The sequence below is a fragment of the Streptomyces sp. NPDC005004 genome (assembly GCF_053600675.1).
Genome location: NZ_JBSGAH010000031.1, coordinates 1 through 18,508, shown reverse-complemented (window position 1 = coordinate 18,508; position 18,508 = coordinate 1). Strand labels below are relative to the sequence as shown.

18 protein-coding genes are annotated in these 18,508 nt (G+C 72.6%); 6 read left to right on the top strand and 12 right to left on the bottom strand.

Going from position 1 to position 18,508, the window contains the following annotated elements:
- The first annotated feature begins 206 nt into the window (after positions 1-206).
- Complete coding sequence (locus ACWEEU_RS28975; RefSeq protein ID WP_451736336.1) at positions 207-974, top strand: SDR family oxidoreductase; 768 nt, start codon at positions 207-209, stop codon at positions 972-974.
- A gap of 168 nt (positions 975-1,142) precedes the next feature.
- Here the strand turns inward: ACWEEU_RS28975 and ACWEEU_RS28970 are convergent, their stop codons facing one another.
- From ACWEEU_RS28970 to ACWEEU_RS28920, 11 genes are all read right to left on the bottom strand, one after another.
- Positions 1,143-1,649, bottom strand: coding sequence for a DUF4265 domain-containing protein (locus ACWEEU_RS28970; protein ID WP_451736333.1), 507 nt, complete (start codon positions 1,647-1,649; stop codon positions 1,143-1,145).
- 71 nt (positions 1,650-1,720) lie between these two features.
- Positions 1,721-2,926: a cytochrome P450 gene (locus tag ACWEEU_RS28965; RefSeq protein WP_451736330.1), complete on the bottom strand. Its 1,206-nt coding sequence runs from the start codon at positions 2,924-2,926 to the stop codon at positions 1,721-1,723.
- A 39-nt stretch (positions 2,927-2,965) separates the two neighbouring features.
- Positions 2,966-4,360 carry an NAD(P)/FAD-dependent oxidoreductase gene (locus ACWEEU_RS28960; RefSeq protein WP_451736329.1) on the bottom strand — a complete coding sequence of 465 codons (1,395 nt, stop codon included), beginning with the start codon at positions 4,358-4,360 and terminating at the stop codon, positions 2,966-2,968.
- The gene (locus tag ACWEEU_RS28955; protein ID WP_451736327.1) at positions 4,350-4,577 is read right to left on the bottom strand and encodes a ferredoxin; all 228 of its coding nucleotides are present in this window, start codon (positions 4,575-4,577) and stop codon (positions 4,350-4,352) included. Before ACWEEU_RS28955 ends, ACWEEU_RS28960 begins: the two co-directional genes overlap by 11 nt.
- A gap of 353 nt (positions 4,578-4,930) precedes the next feature.
- A complete protein-coding gene (locus ACWEEU_RS28950; protein ID WP_385750465.1) occupies positions 4,931-6,409 on the bottom strand; it encodes a glutamate--cysteine ligase in 1,479 nt (492 codons plus the stop codon).
- A 106-nt stretch (positions 6,410-6,515) separates the two neighbouring features.
- Positions 6,516-8,588 carry a SpoIIE family protein phosphatase gene (locus ACWEEU_RS28945; RefSeq protein ID WP_451736324.1) on the bottom strand — a complete coding sequence of 691 codons (2,073 nt, stop codon included), beginning with the start codon at positions 8,586-8,588 and terminating at the stop codon, positions 6,516-6,518.
- A 98-nt stretch (positions 8,589-8,686) separates the two neighbouring features.
- Positions 8,687-9,544, bottom strand: a complete 858-nt coding sequence (locus tag ACWEEU_RS28940) for a ribonuclease BN (protein WP_385750460.1) — start codon at positions 9,542-9,544, stop codon at positions 8,687-8,689.
- 158 nt (positions 9,545-9,702) lie between these two features.
- Entirely contained in the window at positions 9,703-10,239 is a 537-nt protein-coding gene (locus ACWEEU_RS28935; protein WP_385750457.1) for a DUF488 domain-containing protein, read from the bottom strand.
- Positions 10,240-10,311: 72 nt separating this feature from the next.
- Complete coding sequence (locus ACWEEU_RS28930; RefSeq protein ID WP_385750454.1) at positions 10,312-11,172, bottom strand: Rieske 2Fe-2S domain-containing protein; 861 nt, start codon at positions 11,170-11,172, stop codon at positions 10,312-10,314.
- A gap of 173 nt (positions 11,173-11,345) precedes the next feature.
- Positions 11,346-11,564: a hypothetical protein gene (locus ACWEEU_RS28925; RefSeq protein WP_451736321.1), complete on the bottom strand. Its 219-nt coding sequence runs from the start codon at positions 11,562-11,564 to the stop codon at positions 11,346-11,348.
- Positions 11,565-11,605: 41 nt separating this feature from the next.
- Positions 11,606-11,848 carry a hypothetical protein gene (locus ACWEEU_RS28920; RefSeq protein ID WP_385750448.1) on the bottom strand — a complete coding sequence of 81 codons (243 nt, stop codon included), beginning with the start codon at positions 11,846-11,848 and terminating at the stop codon, positions 11,606-11,608.
- A gap of 540 nt (positions 11,849-12,388) precedes the next feature.
- Here ACWEEU_RS28920 and ACWEEU_RS28915 point away from each other — a divergent pair.
- From ACWEEU_RS28915 to ACWEEU_RS28895, 5 genes are read left to right on the top strand one after another with little or no spacing between them, the layout of a single operon-like run.
- Entirely contained in the window at positions 12,389-13,654 is a 1,266-nt protein-coding gene (locus ACWEEU_RS28915; protein ID WP_451736319.1) for an NAD(P)/FAD-dependent oxidoreductase, read from the top strand.
- Complete coding sequence (locus ACWEEU_RS28910; protein WP_451736317.1) at positions 13,651-14,391, top strand: DUF1365 domain-containing protein; 741 nt, start codon at positions 13,651-13,653, stop codon at positions 14,389-14,391. Before ACWEEU_RS28915 ends, ACWEEU_RS28910 begins: the two co-directional genes overlap by 4 nt.
- Complete coding sequence (locus ACWEEU_RS28905) at positions 14,388-15,707, top strand: class I SAM-dependent methyltransferase (RefSeq protein WP_451736314.1); 1,320 nt, start codon at positions 14,388-14,390, stop codon at positions 15,705-15,707. The genes ACWEEU_RS28910 and ACWEEU_RS28905 overlap by 4 nt, the downstream gene beginning before the upstream one ends.
- Complete coding sequence (locus ACWEEU_RS28900; protein WP_451736312.1) at positions 15,704-17,032, top strand: class I SAM-dependent methyltransferase; 1,329 nt, start codon at positions 15,704-15,706, stop codon at positions 17,030-17,032. The genes ACWEEU_RS28905 and ACWEEU_RS28900 overlap by 4 nt, the downstream gene beginning before the upstream one ends.
- A complete protein-coding gene (locus ACWEEU_RS28895) occupies positions 17,029-17,835 on the top strand; it encodes a DUF1295 domain-containing protein (RefSeq protein WP_451736309.1) in 807 nt (268 codons plus the stop codon). The genes ACWEEU_RS28900 and ACWEEU_RS28895 overlap by 4 nt, the downstream gene beginning before the upstream one ends.
- 102 nt (positions 17,836-17,937) lie before the next feature.
- Here the strand turns inward: ACWEEU_RS28895 and ACWEEU_RS28890 are convergent, their stop codons facing one another.
- Entirely contained in the window at positions 17,938-18,414 is a 477-nt protein-coding gene (locus ACWEEU_RS28890; protein WP_451736306.1) for an anti-sigma factor, read from the bottom strand.
- Positions 18,415-18,508: the final 94 nt, after the last annotated feature.

Below are 18,508 nucleotides of genomic sequence, written 5' to 3'. Positions count from 1 at the left end.
GGGCGTCACCATCCGTGACCCCATGAATGGGCGTGCTCGGCGCCTGCCAACTCACCGGCAGGAGAAGGGACTTGGCCAGTCGCCTGTCCGCAGGTGCGGAATGCGCTTCTGAAGTATCTTTGAGGCGGCGCCGAAAAGACGCGCCCAGGTGCCTGAGCCGCTGAATCTCCTTGCATGCCGGAAGGGGTCCCATGAATACTCCCGCCATGCCCGACCAGTCCTTGAACGGCCGGGTCGCGGTCGTCACCGGAGCTTCCAGCGGAATCGGCGAGGCGACTGCCGAACGTCTGGCGGCGATGGGTGCTCAGGTCGCGGTCCTCGCGCGCCGCGCCGAGCGGCTCGACGGTCTCGTCGAGCGCATCGGAGAGAAGGGCGGGCGCGCTCTGGCGATCGCGGTGGACGTGACCGACGCCGCCGCCGTCCAGTCGGCCGCGGACCGCGTGGCCGACGATCTCGGCGACGCCGACCTGCTGGTCAACAACGCGGGCGTCATGCTTCCCGCTCCCATCGAGGAGCGCGCGGCCGACCAGTGGCAGCAGCAGGTCGATCTCAACATCACCGGGCTGCTGAACGTCATCGGCGCCTTCACGCCGCAGCTCGTCAAGGCTGCCCAGGAGCGCGGCGTCGCCGATCTCGTCAACATGTCCTCGATCGCCGCTCAGAACATCTTCCCGAACTTCGCGGTGTACTCGGGCACCAAGGCGTTCGTCACCCACCTGTCCCGGCATCTGCGGGTCGAGCTCGGACCCAAGAACGTACGCGTGGCCGCTCTGGAACCCGGGATCGTCGGCACCGAACTGCAGAACCACGTGACCGACGAGGGCACGCTGCAGTGGCTCGCCGACTCCAAGGAGAGCGGCATGGAGTGGCTCACCCCGCAGGACATCGCCGATGTCGTCGGCTTCCTGGCCGCTCTTCCCTCGCGCGTGAACCTTCAGCAGGTCACCATCATGCCCACCGCGCAGCCGAGCTGAACCGCCGTACCGGAGGCGCTGTCAAGGCGGTCAGGGCAATCGCGCGGGCCCAGTCGCGGGCAGCGGCCGGCGCCATCAGCCGGGGAACCCCGCCACGGCCTTGCGGATCCGCGTCCCGCCATCCGCAGAGACAGCAGCGACGTGGTACACCTCACCGGGCCTTTCGGGTCAGGAATCGATCTCCCAGTGGAGGGCGCCGGCCCGGGCGAGTGGTTCCAATGCCTCGACGAGGGATGCCTCATCCGAGCCGAGCGGGAGGTTCACGGCAAGATAGGTGCCGTTGAGCCACTCATGTGGCAGGCCGGTGTCGACCGCCTTGCCGCGCAGGAACTCGTGTACCTGGTCCCGGTTCGCGTGTTCCACGACGAGTGCGACACGAAGAGTCCGGTGGCCTGACTTGCTGACGACCCTGATCACCAGGTGTTCGCTGTTGATCGTCACCACGTCGCGGTAGCAGATTCCGTAGGTGAAGAAGGGTAGGCAGGCCACCTCGAACGTGTCCTCGCTGAGCTGGCGGGTCCACAATTGCTCGCGCCAGCCGTCCTGCCGGTCCGACAGATCGGCGTGAACCATGTAATTCGTGGGACCCCGGCCGATCGGATCCTCGTGCGTGACGATGGTGGTGAAGGTGATGGGGTGCCTCCTGGAGCCGGGTCCTGACACCCGATCCTGCAACAGCCGCCTCGTCCTCGATGCGGCGGGGTGCGCTCCAGCCGACAGATCACGGTGAGCGGCCCGCGCGGCGCTCAGGCCGTGAGGCCCTCGATCGCCACGGGAAGGTGGCGGGGGCCGCGCAGTACGGCGTTGGCGCGGTACGGCGGCGGGTCCTCGAGCAGCCCGGAGAACGTGACCCGGCGGAACAGTTCGGGCACCGCCAGATGGAGTTCCATGCGGGCGAGGGGGGCGCCGAAGCAGTAGTGGATGCCTGTGTAGAAGCCGAGGTGCTCGTTGTCCTTGCGGTCGGGATCGAACCGGTCGGGGTCCTTGAAGCGTTGGGGGTCGCGGTTGGCCGCGGCCAGCATGAGCCAGACCGGCGAGCCCTGGGGGATCGTGGTGCCGGCGATCTCGATGTCGGCCAGGGCGGTGGTCCACGGGACGAACTGGACCGGGGGCTCGTACCGCAGCACTTCCTCGATGAGCGGGACGGCCAGCTCGGGATCCTTCTGGAACCGCTGGAGGACATCGGGGTGGCGCAACAGGGTGAGGGTCGTATTGGTGATCGCGTTGACGGTGGTCTCGTGGCCGGCGACCAGGAGCAGCACCGCGGTCGCCTCCAGGTCTGCCGGTGTCATGTCGGGGGCGAGCGCACTGAGCATCCCGGGGCCGGGGTGGCGGCGTTTGGTCTCGATCAGACCGGCCAGGTAGGCGCCCATCTCCTGGCGTGCCCGACCTGCCTTTTCCGGGCCACCGTCGTCGCCGGGGTGCGGATCGATCGACGACGCCAGGGCATTGGCCCAGGCGTGGAAGCGCGGTTCGTCCTCCCGCGGCACGCCGAGGACCTTGCAGATGGCGGTGACGGGGAGGGGGTAGGAGAAGTCCTCGACGATGTCGACCCGGTCCTTTCCGTCGAAGGCGTCGAGCAACTCGGTGACAGCCTTGGCGAGGTCCGCGCGCAGACCGTCGAGGAATCTGGGGCTGTGCGGGGGACCGAAGGGCCGGTTGATGGTGTCGCGCAGCCGGTCGTGCGCGGGCGGGTCGGTGAAGATGAAGCTGGGCGGCAGCCCGGCCTCCACCGGTTGTCCCGGGCGGGCGTAGCCGGTCGCACGGTTGCTCGTGTCGTTGCTCAGCCGCGGGTCGTTCGCCAGGCTCCGCACCTCGTAGTAGGTGCTGACCAGATAGGTGCCGTCGTCCTCCCGCCTGACCGGTTGCTCGCGCAGTTCCGCGTAGAGCGGGTACGGATCGGCCCGATGGGCGTAGTCGGTGATCTGCGCGGAGATGGTGCCGGGCATCATGGTCTCTCCTGAGGGCTCCGGGCCGCACAGGGCGGTTGATCAGGCACGTGACGGAACGAACCGGACACGCCGTTCGTTCGGTGCGTGGCCCGTCAGCGTGACTGTGGCCCCATGGGTGGGCAGGTGGGGATCCGGGAAGGCCGGGTCGACCGGCCGCAGGGTCTGGGCGGGGCGGTCGACCGTGCGGTACTCCGGCGGGAACGGCGCGCCGGACGCGATCTGCTGCTCGTAGAACCCCTGCCACTTGGCACCGTCGAAGGACACCGCGGCGATGACACGCCCGCGGTACCCGTACACCGCGACGAACCGCTCGCCGTCGAGCGCCCCCTGGGCGACGACCAGTTCGTCGCCCAGCGAGGGAACTCCCACCGACTTGATGTTGACACCGAACTGGGAGGACCAGAACATCGGCAGCCACAGATGCGGGCGGCGCTCCGGACCCGCACAGATCATGTTGTGGGCGGCGATCTCGGCTTGCTCGACCGCGTTACCCCAGTGCTCCAGCGACAGGAACTGGTAGTCGAACAGCGGGTGGGGACTGCGGGCGACATCACCGGCGGCGTAGATGTCGTCGGTGACGATGCCGTTCACGTCGAACACCCGGCACCCGGCATCGCACGCGATTCCCCGTGGCCCCGCGGCCACCCCCGAGCCGGCGAGCCATTCCGTGTTCCGGACGGCACCGAGCGAGACGACCGCCACGTCCACGTCGATCGCCGTACCGTCCGACAGATGGGCGCGCCTGAGCCGCCCACCGTAGTCGCCTTCGAGGGCGGTGACGCTGATGCCGCAGCGCAGATCGACACCCTTCCTGCGCTGCAACCGGTCCGCGACCGCGCCGATCACCCCGCCGAGCGCGCCCACCAGTGGTGCCGGGCCGCGTTCGGCGACCGTGACCTGAAGGCCCAGTTCCCGGCAGGCGGAAGCGACCTCGGAGCCCGTGAAACCGGCGCCTATCACCAGTACCCGGGGCGCTCCTCCGGTCAGTTTCCGGTGCAGGCGTGCGGAGTCGTCGCGGGTACGAAGCACGAACACCCCGTCCAGCGCGGCCTCTTCCGGGTGGAACCAGGGCCGCGCTCTGGTCCCGGTGGTGATCAGCAGACGGTCGTAGGGGACGGTGTCGCCGTTCGCCAGGCGTACCTGTTTGGCGTCCCTGTCGAGGCTCTCGGCGGCGACGCCCAGCCGCCATTCGGCGTCGATGTCGCGTCGCCGCGGCAGCGCCGTGTCCTCGGGCCGTGCCCGCCCGAGCAGCGCCTGCTTGGACAGCGGCGGCCGGTCGTAGGGCTCGTACGGCTCGTCGCCGATCATGGTCAGGGATCCCGTGAAGCCCTGCTCGCGCAGGGTCTCCGCCGCGCGCAGGCCGGCCAGCGAGGCACCGACGACGACGATGCGGCCGCGTCGCCGCAGGACTTCGACGTCCGTGTCAGCCGACATGGGGCTCCACACCCTTGGTCGGTCCATCGGAGTAGTCGACGAGTATGGCCTGGACCGGGCAGGCGGCCGCGGCCTTTTCCACCCGGTCACGCTGTGCCTCGTCGAAGCGAGGGGAGAACAGCAGCGCCTCGTCGCCATGCAGGGCGAAGACGTCGGGCGCGAGAAAGACGCACTGCGCGAAGCCCTGGCACCGGTTGAGATCGACGACAAGCCTCATCTGGAACCCGCTTCCCGCGCGGGCCGCGGTCCCCCGGGCTCCGCAGCCGTCAGCGCTCGGCCCATACGGTGGTCGGCGTGCCTCCCCCCCTCAGGATGGGCCTCCGCGCGGGGCGCTCGCAAGGCGAGCGCTGCCGGGCAGGCCGATGCGCAGCCGGGACCGGGCGCGTGCCATCGCCCAGATCCGCCGGGCCAGTTCGACGTCCCGCACATCGGCCGCCCGTCCGTCGGATCACCGCCGTGTGGATCAGCGGGCATCGGGGAACGCGATGCGGGGGTGGACCGGGACCGTCCTCGCAGGCGGGAGGAGACGTGTCCCTGGTCGGCGTGCGGTTTGCCGTGCTTGCGCCGGCGTCAGTCCACCGGCCAGGTGTGCACGGGCGCGTTGAGATGCATGTAGTCGATGTACGTCTCGGTCATCCGCCGCAGCGCCTCGTGACGGCCGGCCTCGGAGGTCGCGTCGAAGCGGTGGAACACCTCCTTCTGCCACACCGCCCCGTTGCGCGCCGTGACACAGCGCTGCTCGATGATTCCGAGCAGCGGTTCCCGCCACGCCGCGTCCATCCCGGACAGCTCCAGACCCCGGTGCGCCAGCGGCAGCAGCCGCCGCAGCACCAGCTCGGGCACCGGCACCTCGCCCATGCCCGGCCAGTACAGCAGCGCGTCGATGCCGTTGCGCGCCGCCGTGTGCAGGTTCTCCTCGGCCGCCGCGAACGACATCCGCGACCACACCGGCCGGTCCTCCTCCACCAGGGCGCGGGTCAGACCGTAGTAGAACGCGCCGTTGGCGAGGGTGTCCGCGACCGTCGGGCCGGCGGGCAGCACCCGGTTCTCGATGCGGACGTGCGGCTTGTCGTGCGCGACCGCGTACACCGGGCGGTTCCAGCGGTAGATGGTGCCGTTGTGCAATGTCAGCTCGCCCAGCTCCGGGATGTCGCCGCGGTCCAGGGTCTCGCCGGGGTCCTGCTCGTCGCACAGCGGCAGCAGCGCCGGGAAGTAGCGCAGATTCTCCTCGAACAGGTCGAAGACGCTGTTGATCCACCGCTCCCCGAACCACACCCGGGGCCGCACCCCCTGGACCTTGATCTCCTCGGGGCGGGTGTCGGTGGCCTGCTCGAACAGCGGGATACGGGTCTCGTGCCACAGCTCCCGGCCGAACAGGAACGGCGAGTTGGCGGCCAGCCCCACCTGCACCCCGGCGATGGCCTGCGCCGCGTTCCAGTACGGCGCGAACTCCTCCGGCGAGACCTGGAGATGGAACTGGGTGCTGGTGCACGCCGCCTCCGGGGTGATGGTGTCCGCCCAGGCGCGCAGCCGGTCCACCCCGTCGACCTCCAGGCGCAGATCCTCGCCCCGGGCCGCGAACACCATGTCGTTGAGCAGCCGGTAGCGCGGGTTCTCCGACAGCGCCTTCTCCCCGACGTCCTCCTGGCGCAGCGTGGGCAGGATGCCGATCATCACCAGGCGCGCGCCCACCGAACGGGCGCGGTCCTCCGCGTGGTTGAGCGCGCCGCGGATCTCGGCCTCCCAGGCGTCGGGACCGCCCGAGGTCAGCCCGCGCGGCGGCACGTTGATCTCCAGGTTGAACCGGCCCAGCTCGGTCGACCAGGCAGGGTCGGCGATGGCCTCCAGCACGTCGACGTTGCGCATCGCCGGTTCCGCGCCGGAGTCCACCAGGTTCAGCTCGATCTCCAGGCCGACCCGCGGCCGCTCGGACTCGAAGCGCGACGCGCGGAGCATCTGCGCGAACGCGTCCAGACACTCCTGCATCTTGATCCGGTACCGGCGGCGGTCCTCGCGGGTGAAGACGAGCGCCGGGACGTCGCGTCCCATCGGCCCTCCTGGATTCCCTCCTCGGACACCTGCTCCACCCCAGCGTCGCACCACCCGGCGCGCCCCACCACGCGGACCGGAAGGCACCGCCGACCCGCTCCGGGCGCTACTCCGGTTCCAGCGCGCGGGCCACCAGCAGCGCCACGTCGTCGTGGTCGTCGGGGTGGCGCAGCCCGTACAGCAGCAGGTCGCAGGTCTCCTCCAGCGGTCGGGCGGGGTCGTCGAGGAAGTCCAGCAGCGTCCGCAGCCGGTCGTCGATGGCGTGCTGGCGGGTCTCGACCAGCCCGTCGGTGTACAGCACCAGCAGATCGCCGGGGGCCAGCTCCACGGTGGCCGCCTCGAAGGGCACCCCGCCGACCCCGAGCGGCGCGGCCGTGGGCAGCTCCACGAACCGGGCCGGCTCTCCCGGCCGGGCCAGGGCGGGCGGCAGATGGCCCGCGTTGGCGATGGTGCACCGCCCGGTCGTGGGGTCGTACACCGCGTACACGCAGGTGACGATGTAGTGCTCCAGATCGCAGGTGATCTTGTCCAGGTGGCGCAGGATCGACTCCGGCTGGAGGTCCAGGTCCGCGTAGGCACAGGTCGCGGTGCGCAGCCGGCCCATCGTGGCGGCCGCGTCGATGCCGTTGCCCATCACGTCACCCACCACCAGCGCCGTCTTGCCGTCCTCCAGCGGGATCACGTCGTACCAGTCGCCGCCGACCTCGCTGGTGGACTGCGCGGGCTGGTAGCGGGAAGCCAACTCCAGGCCCGTGTGCCGGGGGGAGTGGTCGGGCAGCAGACTGCGCTGGAGGGTGAGCGCGGTGTTGCGCACGCTCTGGAACCAGCGCGCGTTGTCGATCGCCACCGCGGCCCGCCCGGCGATCTCCGCCGCCAGCACCACGTCGTCGTCGTCGAACGGCAGCGGATTGCGGGTCCGTTTCAGATCCAGCGCACCCAGCACCTCGCCGTGCGCGATCAGCGGAACGGCCAGATACGAGTGCACCCCGGCCTGCGCCAGCAGCTCACCGGCCTGCTCGTCCCGCGCGATGCGCGGCAGGTCCTCGGGGCCGACCCGGGCCACCAGTACCGGACGCCCGGTGTGCACGCACAGCGTCACCAGCCGGTCGCCCTCGTACGCCGCGAGGTCACCGGGCGGATCGGCGGCGCGCAACGCCTCCGCGGAATGGGACGCCTTCAGCGCGAGCGCCCGGAACAGCTCGGTCCCCTCGTCCGGACGGCTCGTACGACGACAGGCCAGCGCGGAGTCCAGCACGTCCACCGCGACCACGTCCGCCAGTTCGGGGGCCGCGACCTCGGCCAGCTCGTCGGCGGTCTGCTGTACCTCCAGCGTGGTGCCGATCCGGGCCGAGGCGTCCGCGATCAGCGCCAGCCGTCTGCGCGCCCGGTCCGCCTCCCCGGCGGCCCGGTGCCGCTCGGTGACGTCCACCACCGAGGCGGCCGCGCCCAGCACCCGCCCGCGCGGGTCCTCCAGACGGTAGAACGACAGCGACCAGGCGTGCTCGTTGTCGGGATCGCCCGGCAGCCGCCCCACGTGGTACTGGTCGAGCAGCGGCAGCCCGCTGGCCAGCACCTGGAGCAGCGCGGACTCCACCGTGGCCACGTCCGGGAACGGCATCGTGTCCCGCAGTCGCCGCCCGATGTGCTCCGCGGCCGGCATCCCGTCGATCCGCTCCAGCGCCGGGTTGACCAGGAGGTAGCACAGATCCGGGTCGAGCAGGGCGAGCCCGATGGGGGACTGGTTCACCAGCCGCTCGCACAGCGCCAGATCGGTCTCCACCCGCTGGAGCAGCGTGTGGTCGGCGGCGATGCCCAGGGCGTAGACCTCGCCCCTGTCGTTCAGCAGCCGCATGGTGCGGAACTCGGTCAGCCTGCTGGAGCCGTCCTTGTGCCGCACCGGGAAGGTGCCCGCCCAGCCCCGGCCCGTCTGGAGCACCTCGGTGAACAGGTTCACGGCGGCCTTGAGCTGGGTGGGGTCGATGAGCAGCCGCGCCGCGAACTGCCCGAGCGCCTCCTCGGCGCTGTAACCGAACAGGTCCTCGGCCTGCGGCGACCAGAAGACGATCCGCCCGGAGGGCTCCAGCGCCACGGCGGCCACGCTCAGCATGTCCAGCAGACCGGTCGGACTCGGCTGGTCGGGGCGGTGTCCGTCGTCCGCCAGGAAGGGGTCCACTGCCATCCCGCCACCTCCACCGCCGGTACGAGCGCCCGGGACGTACCTCCATGCTGCCCCCGCCGCCGGGGCGCGCGCACCGCAGGAGCCCGGGGGCTGGGTGCTCAGCCCGTGTCGCCCTCGGGGTTCTCGTCGTCCCGGCCGCTGCCGGTCCGCTCCTCCTCGTCACCGTCCTCGTCGTGCGAGCGCGGCCAGTGGTGCTCGCAGAACCAGCGCCCGAACAGCGCGCCGCCGTACACCACGAACCCGACCCCGATCAGCCACGACGACACCACCAGGACGGTGCCGACCGCGCCGTAGCTCAGGGCGTTGGTGACGATCAGCGGGGTGAAGACGAGTGTCGAGAAGGCCCGCAGCCCCGCGAGCCCGACCAGGGTGGCGAGCGCGCCGGGCAGCAGGAGATGCCAGCGGACCTGGCCGCCGAGCAGGAACCACGGACCCCACCAGAAGAACAGCAACGTGGTGAGCGTGGTGAGCGCGATCCGGGGGGAGCCGTGCAGCGTCGATTTCGTCTGCACCTCCTGGTACAGGTACGCCATCAGCACCGCGAGCCACGTCGCCTGCCGCCAGACGCGGTGCCAGGGACCGGCCGGGAGCCCCCACACGCGTTCGAAGGCGTTCTGCACGCTGCCGCCGAAGGACACGCCGAACAGCGCCAGCATCAGGATGCTCCACGCGCTGGTGGTGCCGATGACCTCGCGCGGCGGGCTGAACACGTCCGTGAGCACCTGCGCCGACGTGCCGGAGAGCCCCATGCCGTCCGACAGCCACGACGCGAAACCGCCCCGCACCAGTGGATCGGCCGCCGCGACCACGATGAGCAGCGGGGCGAGCGTCACGAGAGAGAGCGTGGCGAAGCCCATCGCGCGGTGCATCAGCTCCAGCTCGCGGCCGCGCCGGAGCAGGGCGGGCAGCTCGACCCACTCCCAGGCGCGGTGGAGGCCGCGCCGCCACTGGCTCACGCTCTCGACTCCCCTGCACACCGCACGCGGACCGACTCCGTCTCCTGCCCCGATCATCCGCCCCGGCGGCACGGCGCGCCCGGCCGCGGGGCCGTGGGCGGGCCAGAGTGGTGAACGGGTGTGCCGTACGGGTCAGGGCGGCGCCACGGACGTCAGGATCAGGGGGACGGTTCCCGCGGATCGTCGGCCGCTTCGTCCGGCGGATACGTGATGCGGCCGTCCTCGACGTGCGCGAGAGGGTCCAGGGTGGCCGGTCTCGTCGATGTGGCCGACATGATGTGGTCGACGTCGGCGCCCGCGACGAGCAGCGCGTCCGTGATCAGCCTGCGGTGGCAGCGCCAGGGCACCGCCTCGCTGCACATGAGGGCGGGCTTGCCGTGCCCGGCCAGCTCCAGCAGTTCGTCCAGGCCCTCGCGGAACTCGTCGGTCGCCATGTGGTCGGCGTAGTCGCGGAACGCCTTGACCCGCCATGCCCCGTTGGGGGTCGGCACGTCCTTGGGCGTGTACCGCCGTCCGCCCAGTGCGGGGATCCAGCGGTACTCGATGTCGTCCGGCAGGGCCGCGGCGACGGCCTCCTGGTTCCACTGCGGGAACTTGCGCGAGGACGGGAAGGAGCGCACGTCCACGAGATGGGTGATGCCGTTCTCGCGAAGCATCGCCACCACGTCGTCGAAGTCACGGGTGGAATGACCCACCGTGCAGACGCGCCTGCGCTCGCTGTCCTCGCGCCGGGTCCCGGGCCGCGGGTTCGCGGGCAATCCGAGCCGTCAGACCTGTACGGGCCGCACGTGGACGCGGCCGCTGACGACCTTGACCTCCCAGTCCGGCTCGTGCACGGACGCCGGACCCCGGACCGCCTCGCCGTCGTCCAGGCGGAACTCGCTGCCGTGCCACGGGCACTGCACACACCCGTCGCTGGTGACCTTGCCCTCGTGCAGGGGGCCGCCCGCGTGGGTGCAGGTGTCCGACAGCGCGTACACCTTGCCGTCGTGCCGTACGACGACGACCGGAACGCCGTCCGCCTCGCACCGCACGAGCTTGTTCTCGCTGAGTTCGGCCAGCGCCACGACCTCGGTCCAGTCCGACGCGGGCTCCTGGAACGCGGTGTGGCTGACGCCGACACCGTCGACGAACGACAGATGACCGCCCAGGTAGGCGGCTCCGCCCGCGATGCCCAGGGCCAGCAGGCTCAGCGCCGCGCCCGCGCGGTGGTGACCCGCGCGGCGCGCCAGCCAGGAGCCGGCCTGCACCACGGTCGCGGCGGAGTTGCCCACCGCGTGCACCAGACCGACCCGCTGTGACGGGCCGTAGGTGTCGGCCCAGTCGGACGCGCCGGTCGCCGCGGCGGGCACCGTCGCGAGCAGCCCGAAGCCGACGAGCCGCTGCGCGGCGGCGGTGCCGGATTCTCCGGTCGTCAGGTCCAGGACGGTGGCCATGCTCCACGCGCCGATGGGCAGGTCGGTGAGCACGGGGTGCAGCGCGTGGCCGAACCAGGTGCCGGACAGCGCGTCCTTGACCGGGGCGCTGCGCGTCGCGCGCCCCACCAGACCGGCGGCCTTGCCCGCCGGACCGTCGAGAACCTGCATGTTCCCGATCTCGTTGATGGCGTCCTCGACCAGCTTTGGCATGACAGTCGCTCCTCGTCGCGGGCGGGCGGACATGTCGAGCGGCCTCCCGGGCGCTTCCGCCTCATGATCCCACCGCACGGTTACCCCGGCCACCGGAGCATGTGCGCGGTGAGGGAAGGGAGTTCACAGAAGGAGCGGGGAGCCGACGGGGGCGCGCGGACATCCGCCCGTGCTCAGTCCCGCGCCCAGGTCTGCGGGCCGCCGCCCCGCCACTCGACCCAGGGGCCGGCCTCGACGTCGGACGCCTCGACGTCCTCCATTCCCGCGCGGCGCAGGAACTCGGCGACGTCCAGCAGCGTGTACGCCATCCCCACGAACTGGTCGCCGACGCGCACCCGGCGTCCCCCGTCCTCGGCGGGCGGGTACACGACTACGGGGGGCGTGGCGGACATGTCCCCAGCGTGGCCCGGGACGCGGGCCGCCGCACGCGCGGCTACTCCACGGCGGGGTCCTCCTGGCTGCACCGCACCGCCGCCTTGACCGCCGCCTCCAGGCGCTCCCGGTCCTCGCCCGTCGCCGTCGCGTAGGAGGAGAGCGCGTCCTGTACGGCGTCGTAGACCGCGCGCCAGCGCTGCCGCTGCGCGTCGTACTCGGCACCGGTGAGACCGGCCAGCCTCGCCCGTTCGATCTCGGCGGAACGCTCCAGCGCGATCAGGCTGTCGGGGATGTCTGCCACGAGGGGATCGTAAGCCGGGGGCGGGCGGTTCGCGCCCCGGGCGGCGCGGGATTCCAGGGGAGTCGAGCCATCTATCCGTAGCCGACGGCCCGGTGGATGGGTCCGGGATCTTTCTTTCACCTGATCGAGTGATTGACCAATCCGCCGGGCCGCCGGGACCGGATTCCCGGTGTGAGGGATGAAGAGAAGGACGAGCGAGGACCGCGGGGTCCGTACCCGAGGGGCGGGCCGGCCGCGGAGTGCGCCGCGCCGACGGGGACCGCACGCGCGGCGACGGGCGTCCGTCGGCCGACGCGTCCGGCCGTCGTGGACGGCGTGGCGCGGGACCGGGCCACGGCTCCGGTCCGGCGGTCCGGCGCTGTCGCCGTGCCGCCCCCGCGGCCCTCGGAGCGGCTCCGGTGCGAGAGCGGCGCGCCGGGGCAGCGCTCGTCCTTCTCTTCCCCTCCGGGCTCTTCCCCTTCGCGCTCCTCGTCCCAGGGCTCTTGGGGCTGAGCCTCCGGCGCCCCCCCTTTCCCGTCGCCCCTCGAAAGGAACCGATCCATGCGTCACACCGCCGTCGTCGGCAGCGGCGTCGCCGGGCTGACCGCCGCCCACGTACTGGCCCGCTCGCACCGCGTGACCCTGTACGAGGCCGACGCCCGCCTCGGTGGTCACGCGCACACCCACGACCTCGCCCGGCCCGGTGGGGGCCCTCCGCTGCGGGTGGACTCCGGGTTCATCGTGCACAACCGGCGCACCTACCCCCGCCTGCTCCGCCTCTTCCGCGAACTCGGCGTCGCCACGCAGGAGTCGGAGATGAGCATGTCGGTGCGGTGCGAGGGCTGCGGTCTGGAGTACGCCGGGGCGCGTGGCCCGCGCGGGCTGTTCGCCCAGCCGTCCAACGCGCTGCGCGGCCCGTATCTGCGGATGCTCGCGGAGATCCCGGCCTTCCACCGGGCGGCCCGCCGCCTCCTCGCCCACGGCGGCGCGGGCGAACCCGCGCTCACCCTCGGGGAGTTCCTCGACCGGTCGGGCTTCTCCCGCTATTTCCGCGCCCACTTCATGACCCCGCTGGTCTCGGCCGTCTGGTCCTGCGACGCGGGGACCGCCCAACGCTACCCGGCCGCCTATCTGTTCAGGTTCCTCGACCACCACGGAATGCTCTCCGTGACCGGCTCCCCGGTGTGGCGGACCGTCACCGGCGGCTCCCGCACCTACGTCGACCGGGTCGCAGCCGGGCTGCACGAGGTCCGCACCGCCACCCCGGTACGCACCGTGCTGCGGCACGCGGACGGTGCCGAGGTGATCGCCGAGGACGGCAGCACGGCCGCGTACGACCACGTGGTCGTCGCCGTCCACCCCGACCAGGCGCTGCGCCTCCTCGGCGACGCCACCCCGCGCGAGAAGGAGCTGCTCGGCGCCTTCCGCTACTCCCGCAACCGCACCCTGCTGCACACGGACACCGCGCTGCTGCCCCGTACGCCGGGCGCCCGCGCCTCCTGGAACTACCTGATGCCCGCCTGCGACGCGGGCGCCGACCGGGTGCGGGTCAGCTACGACATGAACCGCCTCCAGCGTCTGGACACGGCCGAGCCCCACATCGTCACGCTCGGCGGCGAGGACCGGGTGTCCCCTGAGCGGGTACTGGCCCGGATGACGTACGAACACCCCGTGTACACGCCGGAGTCTGTCGCCGCACAGCAGCGTCTGCCCGAACTCGCCACCGGCGTCACGGCGTTCGCGGGCGCCTACCACGGCTGGGGGTTCCACGAGGACGGCTGCCGCAGCGGGGTGGAGGCGGCTGCCGCGCTGGGGGTGCGCTGGTGACCGTGCCCGCCGTGCCCGCGCTGTACCCCTGCACGATCCACCATGTGCGCAGGGCACCCTTCCGGTACGCCCTGCGCCATCGCACGTACCTGTGGCTGGTCGACCCCGACCGGCTGCCGCGACTCCCTTGGCTCACCGGGCCGTTGGCGCGCTTCCGGGCCTGCGACCACTTCACCGGAGACGCCCCGAGCATCCGCGCCGCGCTCGACGGTTTCCTCGCCGGGCACGGCATCGACCTGGAGGGCGGCCGGGTCGTGATGCTCACCCACGCCCGCGTCCTCGGCCATGTCTTCAACCCGCTGACCCTGTACTGGTGCCACGGCGCCGACGGCACCCCGCGCTGTGTGGTGGCGGAGGTCCACAACACCTACGGCGAGCGTCACGCCTACCTGTTGCATCCGGGTCCGGACCAAGTCGCCGCCACGGACAAGGAGTTCTACGTCTCGCCGTTCTTCCCGGTGGACGGCCGCTACGAGATGCGGCTGCCGCTGCCCGGCGAACGTCTCCATCTGTCCCTGCGCCTGGACCGGCCCGGCGCCCCGCCCTTCACCGCCACGGTGCACGGGACCCGACGCGCGGCCACCCCGGCCGCCCTGCTGCGCCTGGCCCTGCGCCACCCCTGGTCCACCCTCGCCGTCTCGGCCGCCATCCGCTTCCACGGCATCCGACTGTTCCTGCGCGGGCTGCCGGTACGGCCCCGCCCCGGCAGCCACCACCACCCGGAGATCCCCACATGACCACAGCCGACCACCGCCCCGACACGCGCGCCCGCGTCCCGCGCGCCCGGGACAACCGCGCCCTGGAGAGCCGTATCCGGGACACGGGGGTCGTGGACCCCGCCCGCTGGCCGGACGTGGCCGCCGTACCGCGTGCCTCCCGGCCGGTGCGGGCCGTCGCCGCCGCCGTCGTACGCCACGCGCTGCGCCGCCTGCCGCTGCGCGTCCGGCTCGCCGGGGGAGAGACCCTCGGCCTGGGCGGCCCGCTCGTCGAGATCCGCGACCCCGACGCCTTCCACGCCCGCGTCGGCACCGGCGGACTCATCGGCTTCGGCGAGTCCTACATGGCGGGGGAGTGGGACGCGCCCGACCTGGTGAGCGCCCTCACCGTGCTCGCCGCCCACGCGGCCGAGCTGGTCCCCGCCCCGCTGCAACGCCTGCGCGGACTGTGGGCTCCCCGGCAGCCGGCCGCCCGCCGCAACACCGCCGACGGCGCCCGCGACAACATCAGCCACCACTACGACCTGTCCAACGACCTCTTCGCCCTCTTCCTCGACGACACCCTCAGCTACTCCGCCGCCGTCTTCCGGGGCTTCCCCGCCGAGTGGTCCCTGCTCGCCGCCGCCCAGCACCGCAAGATCGACCGCCTGCTCGACCTGGCCGCCGTCGGCGAGGGCACCCGGCTGCTGGAAATCGGCACCGGCTGGGGCGAACTCGCCCTGCGCGCCGCCGCCCGGGGCGCGCACGTCACCTCCCTCACCCTCTCCCGCGAACAGCGCGACCTCGCCCTGCGCCGCGTGCGCGAGGCGGGCCTCGCCGACCGCGTCACCGTCGAACTGCGCGACTACCGCGAGGCGCACGGCACCTACGACGCGATCGTCAGCGTGGAGATGATCGAGGCCGTCGGCGCCGAGTTCTGGCCCGTCTACTTCCGCACCCTCGAAGCCCGCCTCGCCCCCGGCGGCCGGGCCGCCCTTCAGGCCATCACCATGCCGCACGACCGGATGCTGGCCAGCCGCGACACCCACACCTGGATCCAGAAGTACATCTTCCCCGGCGGCCTGCTGCCCTCCACGGAAGCCGTCGAGCAGACCGTGCGCGAGCACACCGGGCTGGCCGTCGCCCGCCGCGACGCCTTCGGCGCGCACTACGCCGAGACCCTGCGGCTGTGGCGCGAGCGGTTCACCGACCGCGCCGACGAGGTCGCCGCCCTCGGCTTCGACGCGGTCTTCCGGCGCCTGTGGACCTTCTACCTCGCCTACTCCGAGGCCGGTTTCCGCTCCGGCTACCTCGACGTCCAGCAGTACCTGCTCACCAAGGAGAACCCCGCCCCATGAGCACCACCTCCCCCAGTCGGCGCGGCGCCGCCCACCGGATCGCGGACCTCGCCGAGGAGGCCGCCGGCACCCGGCTGCCGGTCCGGCTGCGCGCCTGGGACGGCAGCGAGACCGGCCCGCCCGGCGCCCCCGTGGTCGTCGTACGCTCCCGTCGTGCCCTGCGCCGACTGCTCTGGCAGCCCGGCGAACTCGGCCTCGCCCAGGCGTACGTCACCGGCGAGATCGACGTCGAGGGCGACCTCGCCGAGGGACTGCGCACCGTATGGGCCGCCGCCCGCGCCCGGGGCACGCACGCCCCGCGCCTCACCCTCGCCGACCGGGCCCGCGCCGCCGCCGGGGCCGTACGGCTCGGCGCCGTCGGACCGCCGCCGCCCGCCCCCGCCTCCCAGGCCCGGCTGCGCGGCGCACTCCACACCAAGTCCCGCGACCGTGCCGCCATCAGCCACCACTACGACCTGTCCAACGACTTCTACCGCCTCCTCCTCGACGACACCATGGCCTACTCCTGCGGCTACTGGACCGGCGAGGCGGCCGAGGACCAGGACACCGACGCGGCGGCGGTCCGCGCCCAGCGCGCCAAGCTGGAGCTGATCTGCCGCAAGCTCGGCCTGCGCCCCGGCGCCCGGCTGCTCGACATCGGCTGCGGCTGGGGCTCCCTCACGCTGTACGCCGCCGAACGCCACAAGGTCCGCGTCACCGCCGTCACCCTCGCCCGCGAACAGGCCGCCCACGTCCGCGACCAGGTCCGCGAGCGGGGACTTCAGGACCTGGTCGAGGTGGTGTGCCAGGACTACCGCGACATCACCGGCGCAGGCTACGACGCGGTCGCCACCGTGGAGATGGGGGAGCACGTCGGCGACGCCGAGTACCCCGCCTTCGCGGCCGCGCTGCACCGGCTGGCCGTGCCGGAGGGCCGGGTGCTGGTCCAGCAGATGTCGCGAGGTCACCGCGCGCCGGGCGGCGGTGCCTTCATCGAGGCGTACATCGCGCCCGACATGCACATGCGGCCGCTCGGTGAGACCGTCGGGCTGCTGGAGGGGGCCGGCCTGGAGGTGCGCTCGGTGGAGTCGCTGCGCGAGCACTACGTGCGCACCGTCGCCGCCTGGCACCGCACCCTGGAACGCCGCTGGGACGACGTCGTACGCCTCGTCGGCGAGGAGGTCGCCCGCGTCTGGCGGCTCTACCTGGTCGGCGGGGCACTCGCCTTCGAGGAACGGCGCATGGGCGTGGACCAGATCCTCTGCGTCCGCCCCTCCGACACGGGCGCGAGCGGGCTGGCCCGTCCCGAGGGCGCCGACTGGTACCGGGGACTGGAGCAGCCGTGACCGGCTTCGCGTGGGGCGCCTTCGCCTCGAACCTCGGCTGGGCCGCGGCGACCGCCTTCGGCGTCATGGCCGTCACCTTCGCGGTCGCGGTCCGCAAGGGCGTGCACCGGGTCGTGGACGTCGCCTGGGGCGCGTCCTTCGCCGCCGTCGCGGTGGTGACCCTCGCCGCGTCGGCCGGGGAGGGCGACACGGCCCGGCGGGTCCTCGTCACCGTCCTCACCGTCGTCTGGGGACTGCGGCTGGCCGTGCACATCGCGCGCCGGAGCCGGGGGCACGGCGAGGACCCGCGCTACGCGGCACTCCTCGACAAGGCCCCCGGCAACCGGAACCTCTACGCCCTGCGGATGGTCTACCTCCTCCAGGGCGCCCTCGTCTGGCTGGTCTCCCTCCCCGTGCAGGCCGCCCAGTACGCGGCGCCCACCGTCTCCGTCCTGGCCTGGCTGGGCACGGCCGTGTGGGCGGTGGGGATGTTCTTCGAGACCGTGGGCGACGCCCAGCTCGCCCGCTTCAAGGCCGACCCCGCCCACCGGGGCCGCATCATGGACCAGGGTCTGTGGAAGCTGACCCGCCACCCCAACTACTTCGGCGACTTCTGCGTCTGGTGGGGCCTCTTCCTCATCGCCTGCGACGGCGGACGGGCCCCGGCGGTGGTGTCGGTGATCGCCCCGGTGGTGATGAGCTTCCTCCTCGTCAACGGCAGCGGGAAGCGGATGCTGGAGCGGCACATGGAGGGACGACCCGGCTGGGACGAGTACGTGGCGCGCACGAACGGCTTCTTCCCGACGCCGCCGAAGAAGCGGTAGACGCGGGGGAGGTGTCGGGACCTTCGCCCGGGCGGGGCGGTCGCCTGCCGGATCCACGGACGGCGCGGCCACCCCGCTCCGGGGCGCGCGGACTCGGTCGCTCTACGTGGGAAGGCTCAGCAGGGCGACGGGCGCACCCGTCGGCCGGGGTGAGCCGCCCGCCGGTTCCACCGTGACGCCGACCCCCGAGGCCCCGCCCACCGGACCCCGCATCAGCACGGTCTGGCTGCGCAGCACCGGGTTCATCAGCCCGGCCGACCGCATCGCCCCGCCGTCGTCGAACCACAACTCGTACACCTTGCCGTCCGGCGGCGCGGGCATCCCCGAGGCCACGAACACCGCCCGGTCCCGCTCCGCCGACACCACCACGGTGCCTGTGCCACCGGCGACGCGCACCGTGGCCGTCCTGGCGTCGGGCGCGGCGAGCACCCCCGCCACCTCACCTGCCCGCCCCTCCGCCACGGCGGCACGCGCCGCGGCGTCCTCAGCGCGCTCGTACTGCCACAACGCCACACCGCCGAACGCGGCCGCCGCGGCGACGGACGCGGCCAGCGCCCAGGCCAGCGGCCCCCGCGCCATGGGGAGGGGCGCTGCTACACCGGACCCGTCCTTCGGTCGGCAAGCAGTGGACGGACTCGGGGGAGACCCACGACGACCGCGGGCTCAAGAATCG

What these genes read in the sequence shown, in the direction of transcription:
- ACWEEU_RS28960 (WP_451736329.1), bottom strand. Translation starts at nt 4,360, where the DNA reads ATGTCGGCTGACACGGACGTCGAAGTCCTGCGGCGACGCGGCCGCATC.
- ACWEEU_RS28905 (WP_451736314.1), top strand. Translation starts at nt 14,388, where the DNA reads ATGACCACAGCCGACCACCGCCCCGACACGCGCGCCCGCGTCCCGCGC.
- ACWEEU_RS28930 (WP_385750454.1), bottom strand. Translation starts at nt 11,172, where the DNA reads ATGCCAAAGCTGGTCGAGGACGCCATCAACGAGATCGGGAACATGCAG.
- ACWEEU_RS28945 (WP_451736324.1), bottom strand. Translation starts at nt 8,588, where the DNA reads ATGGCAGTGGACCCCTTCCTGGCGGACGACGGACACCGCCCCGACCAG.
- ACWEEU_RS28975 (WP_451736336.1), top strand. Translation starts at nt 207, where the DNA reads ATGCCCGACCAGTCCTTGAACGGCCGGGTCGCGGTCGTCACCGGAGCT.
- ACWEEU_RS28915 (WP_451736319.1), top strand. Translation starts at nt 12,389, where the DNA reads ATGCGTCACACCGCCGTCGTCGGCAGCGGCGTCGCCGGGCTGACCGCC.
- ACWEEU_RS28900 (WP_451736312.1), top strand. Translation starts at nt 15,704, where the DNA reads ATGAGCACCACCTCCCCCAGTCGGCGCGGCGCCGCCCACCGGATCGCG.
- ACWEEU_RS28955 (WP_451736327.1), bottom strand. Translation starts at nt 4,577, where the DNA reads ATGAGGCTTGTCGTCGATCTCAACCGGTGCCAGGGCTTCGCGCAGTGC.
- ACWEEU_RS28890 (WP_451736306.1), bottom strand. Translation starts at nt 18,414, where the DNA reads ATGGCGCGGGGGCCGCTGGCCTGGGCGCTGGCCGCGTCCGTCGCCGCG.
- ACWEEU_RS28950 (WP_385750465.1), bottom strand. Translation starts at nt 6,409, where the DNA reads ATGGGACGCGACGTCCCGGCGCTCGTCTTCACCCGCGAGGACCGCCGC.
- ACWEEU_RS28965 (WP_451736330.1), bottom strand. Translation starts at nt 2,926, where the DNA reads ATGATGCCCGGCACCATCTCCGCGCAGATCACCGACTACGCCCATCGG.
- ACWEEU_RS28925 (WP_451736321.1), bottom strand. Translation starts at nt 11,564, where the DNA reads ATGTCCGCCACGCCCCCCGTAGTCGTGTACCCGCCCGCCGAGGACGGG.